The organism is Sphingopyxis sp. (assembly GCF_035565275.1).
GTDB lineage: Bacteria > Pseudomonadota > Alphaproteobacteria > Sphingomonadales > Sphingomonadaceae > Sphingopyxis.
Genome location: NZ_DATMST010000088.1, coordinates 1 through 4,296 on the forward strand (window position 1 = coordinate 1; position 4,296 = coordinate 4,296).

A 4,296-nucleotide genomic window follows, 5' to 3' on the forward strand; every position below is an offset into this window, starting at 1 on the left:
CCCGGCAACCTCGTTCGCCCACTTGGACGCGACGACGACGCTGAACCGCGCGATTTCGGAACTCGGCATCTATCCGGCGGTCGATCCGCTCGATTCGACCAGCCGCGTGCTGACCGCCGCGATCGTCGGCCAGGAGCATTACGAGACCGCCCGCCGCGTTCAGGAAACGCTGCAGAAGTACAAGTCGCTGCAGGACATCATCGCGATTCTCGGCATGGACGAGCTTTCGGAAGAGGACAAGCTGGTCGTCGCCCGCGCGCGCAAGATCCAGCGCTTCCTGTCGCAGCCGTTCCACGTCGCCGAAGTCTTCACCAACATCCCCGGCAAGTTCGTGGCGATCGAAGACACGGTGAAGTCGTTCAAGGCCGTGGTCGACGGCGAATATGACCATCTGCCCGAAGCGGCCTTCTATATGGTCGGCGGCATCGACGAAGCAGTCGCCAAGGCCGCGAAGCTCGCCGAAGACGCGTAACAAACCTGTGCCCCTCTCCGCGCGGGAGGGGTCAAAGGACATATCATGGCTCTGAAGTTCGAACTCGTCACTCCCGCCCGCCTCGAGCGGTCGATCGACGTCCATATGGTCACGGTCCCCGGCAGCGAGGGCGATTTCTCGGTGCTCGAAGGCCACGCGCCGTTCATGGCGACGCTGCGCAACGGGCCGCTGACGATCTATGCCACCGCGGGCGCTGCGCCCGAGGTGATCGAGGTCGAAGGCGGCTTCGCCGAAGTCAACGAAGCGGGTCTGACCGTCCTCGCCGAGCATATCGCCGGATAAGTTTTCCACCGTCCACAGGTTGGATCAAAAGCCCGCATCCTCGCGATGCGGGCTTTTTTCCTGTCCGCGTCGCGTGTCTCGGGCGCATTAGGACAATATCAAAGTTTCCGGTTTATTCACCGTGTCGGATGGGGGGTTCGCCGACAGGAGCGGCGCAATTCCCTGCCGTTCGATACGAAGCAGGATAAAACGGATGAGTGCATTCGGACGCCGCCCCGGAACCGCCGGCCGCCCCGCCTTTGGCGTGGCGAAGCCGATGCAGACTGGCCCCGGTGTGCCCGGCGGAGCGCAATTCCCTGCAATCGATACGCCCGTCGAAATCCCCCCGATGCCCTCGAACCTGTCGCCCGAAGAAGAGGCGATGGAGCGGCTGAACCAGCGTTCGACCGCCGAAATGGCCGAGCCCGAAAAGGCGCAAGGGTTCGAAGCATCGGTCCACAAGATCAAGGAACAGGTGCTGCCGCGCCTGCTCGAACGCGTCGATCCCGAAGCCGCAGCGACGCTGTCGAAGGACGAGCTGACCGAGGAATTCCGCCCGATCATCCTCGAAGTGCTCGCTGAACTGCGCATCACCCTGAACCGCCGCGAACAGTTCGCGCTCGAAAAGGTGCTCGTCGACGAACTGCTCGGCTTCGGCCCGCTCGAGGAATTGCTCGCCGACCCCGACATCAGCGACATCATGGTCAACGGCCCGTACCAGACCTATATCGAGCGCAAGGGCCAGCTCGTCATCGCGCCGATCCAGTTCCGCGACGAACAGCATCTGTTCCAGATCGCGCAACGCATCTGCAACCTCGTCGGCCGCCGCGTCGACCAGACCACCCCGCTCGCCGACGCCCGTCTGAAGGACGGCAGCCGCGTCAACGTGATCGTCCCGCCGCTCAGCTTGCGCGGCACCGCGATCTCGATTCGCAAATTCTCGGCCAAGCCGATCACGCTCGACATGCTCTGCCAATGGGGTGCGATGAGCCAGAAGATGTGCACCGCGCTGAAGATCGCGGGCGCCAGCCGGTTCAACATCGTCATCTCGGGCGGCACGGGTTCGGGCAAGACCACCATGCTCAACGCGCTCTCCAAGATGATCGACCCCGGCGAACGCGTGCTGACGATCGAGGACGCCGCCGAACTTCGCCTGCAGCAGCCGCACTGGCTGCCGCTCGAAACGCGCCCCGCGAACCTCGAGGGCAATGGCGCGATCCACATGGGCGATCTCGTCAAGAACGCGCTGCGTATGCGCCCCGACCGCATCATCATGGGCGAAGTTCGCGGCGCGGAGTGTTTCGACCTGCTCGCCGCGATGAACACGGGTCACGACGGGTCGATGTGTACGCTCCACAGCAACTCGCCCCGCGAATGCCTCGGCCGTATGGAGAATATGGTGCTGATGGGCGACATCAAGATCCCGAAGGAAGCGATTTCAAAGCAGATCGCCGACTCGGTCGACCTGATCGTCCAGATCAAGCGCCTGCGCGACGGCTCGCGCCGCGTCACCAACGTCACCGAGGTGATCGGCATGGAAGGCGACGTCATCGTCACCCAGGAACTCTTCAAGTTCGAATATCTGGACGAGGACAAGGACGGCAAGATCGTCGGCGAATATCGCGCGATGGGCCTGCGTCCCTATACCCTGGAAAAGGCGCGTCAGTACGGCTTCGACCAGCCCTATCTCGAGGCTTGCCTGTAATTCTCCGTCGCCCCCGCGAAGGCGGGGGCCGCTATCGACATTGCGCACCATTTCCAGCGGCCCCCGCCTTCGCGGGGGCGACGTTATTTCCCGCCCAGCCAGAACGCCGTCGCAAACAGCGCAACCGCGGCGGACGCAAGTGCGATCCCGCGCCAGGGCATGAAACCGACATTGTCGACGTCGCGGCGGTTGTTGCGGCGCCAGTTCGCAACCTCGGCCACGGCGAACAGGATCGCCGCGCCGATCCCCACTGACAGCATCGACACTTGCATTGCCGCGCATCCCTTCGCAAACAGGGTTTTCCCCCCAGTCTCCGCAAGGAGACGAAGTCCCTCAAGCAGAGAGGTGCCCCATATGCGTTCGATATTACTGGTTGCAAGTGCCGCCGCGCTGATCGCCGTTCCTGCCACCGCGATGCAGCACGACGCCCACGCCGGTCACGCCGCGCCCAAGAGCAGCGACGCGATCGCCGCCGCGGTCGCCGCTCCCACCCGCACCCCGACGAACACGCCGCGTGACCAATATCGCCACCCCGCCGAAACGCTCGCCTTTTTCGGCGTGAAGCCCGGCGACACGGTGGTCGAGCTTTGGCCCGGCGGGGGATGGTACACCGAAATCCTCGCTCCGCTCGCGAAGGCGGGCGGCGGCACGCTCTATGCCGCGGCGCCATGGGAGCGCGGGCTGAACAAGATCAAGGAAAAGCAGGCGGCCGACGCCGGCACCTACGGCGCGGTCAAGCTCGCCGAGTTTCCGGCCACCGGCGCGGGTGCCAAGGTTCCCGACGGCAGCGCCGATGTCGTGCTGACCTTCCGCAACGTCCATAACTGGCGCTTCGGCGGCAGCGACAAGGCGGCCGATGCCTTCAGGCAGATTTTCGCGATGCTCAAACCCGGCGGCACATTGGGCGTCGTCGAGCATCGCCTCAACGAAGGCGACGACAGCGCGAAGGAAGAAAAGTCGGGCTATATGAAGAAAAGCTCGATCGTCGCCTTTGCCGAAGCCGCGGGTTTCAAGCTGGCGGGCGAAAGCGAGATCAACGCCAATCCGAAGGACACCAAGGATTATCCGAAGGGCGTCTGGACGCTGCCGCCGAACCTGACCGAGGGTGAGACCGACCGCGCAAAATATGTCGCGATCGGTGAATCGGATCGCATGACGCTGAAATTCGTGAAGCCCGCAAGCTGAAGCACTTCGAATCCATCGACCCGGCGCTGCTCCTCAGCGCCTATGCGCAGGGCATTTTTCCGATGGCCGACGGGGCGGACGACCCGTCGGTCCATTGGGTCGAACCGCGGCTGCGTGCGATCCTGCCACTGGACGGCTTTCACCTGTCGCACAGCCTGAGGAAGGTCATCGTGTCGGATCGCTTTCGCGTGACCACCGACACGGCGTTTGCCGAGATGGTCGCGCTCTGCGCGGAGCCCGCCGACGACCGGCCGACGACGTGGATCAACCCCGTCATCCGTGCGAGTTACGATCGCCTGTTCCAGCTCGGCCATGCACATAGCGTCGAATGCTGGCTCGACGGCGAGCTCGCGGGCGGGCTCTACGGCGTAACGCTTGGCCGCGCCTTTTTCGGCGAATCGATGGTCAGCCGCGCGCGCGACGCGTCCAAGGTCGCGCTCGCGCATCTGGTCGCGCGGCTCGTCGCCGGCGGCTGGAAATTGCTCGACTGCCAGTTCATCACCCCGCACCTCGCCAGCCTCGGCGCGATCGAAATCCGCCAGGCCGACTATCTGGCGCGGCTTTATTCGGTTTTGGCAGGCGGCGACGGCGCCGCAATTTTGGGCGGTGCGACCGGGGCCGCGGGCGCGGCTGGCGTCGCCGTGCCCTCGCC

General features: G+C 64.5%; 5 protein-coding genes and 1 pseudogene. 5 read left to right on the forward strand and 1 reads right to left on the reverse strand.

The genetic code is table 11. From position 1 onward, the window contains the following. From VN047_RS06695 to VN047_RS06705, 3 genes and pseudogenes are all read left to right on the forward strand, one after another. Positions 1-472 (forward strand): annotated as a pseudogene (locus VN047_RS06695) (F0F1 ATP synthase subunit beta); the annotation flags it as partial. A 45-nt stretch (positions 473-517) separates the two neighbouring features. Beyond that, positions 518-775: an ATP synthase F1 subunit epsilon gene (locus VN047_RS06700; RefSeq protein ID WP_325541312.1), complete on the forward strand. Its 258-nt coding sequence runs from the start codon at positions 518-520 to the stop codon at positions 773-775. Between the two features lie 193 nt (positions 776-968). After that, complete coding sequence (locus tag VN047_RS06705) at positions 969-2,459, forward strand: CpaF family protein (RefSeq protein ID WP_325541314.1); 1,491 nt, start codon at positions 969-971, stop codon at positions 2,457-2,459. Between the two features lie 83 nt (positions 2,460-2,542). On the opposite strand, the gene VN047_RS06710 is transcribed toward VN047_RS06705, so the two are convergent. Continuing rightward, entirely contained in the window at positions 2,543-2,731 is a 189-nt protein-coding gene (locus VN047_RS06710; RefSeq protein WP_325541316.1) for a hypothetical protein, read from the reverse strand. An 82-nt stretch (positions 2,732-2,813) separates the two neighbouring features. Here VN047_RS06710 and VN047_RS06715 point away from each other — a divergent pair, with 82 nt between their 5' ends. Continuing rightward, the gene (locus VN047_RS06715; protein ID WP_325541318.1) at positions 2,814-3,644 is read left to right on the forward strand and encodes a class I SAM-dependent methyltransferase; all 831 of its coding nucleotides are present in this window, start codon (positions 2,814-2,816) and stop codon (positions 3,642-3,644) included. 62 nt (positions 3,645-3,706) lie between these two features. Continuing rightward, the coding region (aat, locus tag VN047_RS06720; RefSeq protein WP_325541320.1) for a leucyl/phenylalanyl-tRNA--protein transferase at positions 3,707-4,296 on the forward strand (590 nt) is incomplete at its 3' end.

Excerpts from the sequence above, each read along its gene's own strand:
- VN047_RS06700 (WP_325541312.1), top strand. The coding sequence starts at position 518 with ATGGCTCTGAAGTTCGAACTCGTCACTCCCGCCCGCCTCGAGCGGTCG.
- VN047_RS06710 (WP_325541316.1), bottom strand. The coding sequence starts at position 2,731 with ATGCAAGTGTCGATGCTGTCAGTGGGGATCGGCGCGGCGATCCTGTTC.
- VN047_RS06715 (WP_325541318.1), top strand. The coding sequence starts at position 2,814 with ATGCGTTCGATATTACTGGTTGCAAGTGCCGCCGCGCTGATCGCCGTT.
- VN047_RS06705 (WP_325541314.1), top strand. The coding sequence starts at position 969 with ATGAGTGCATTCGGACGCCGCCCCGGAACCGCCGGCCGCCCCGCCTTT.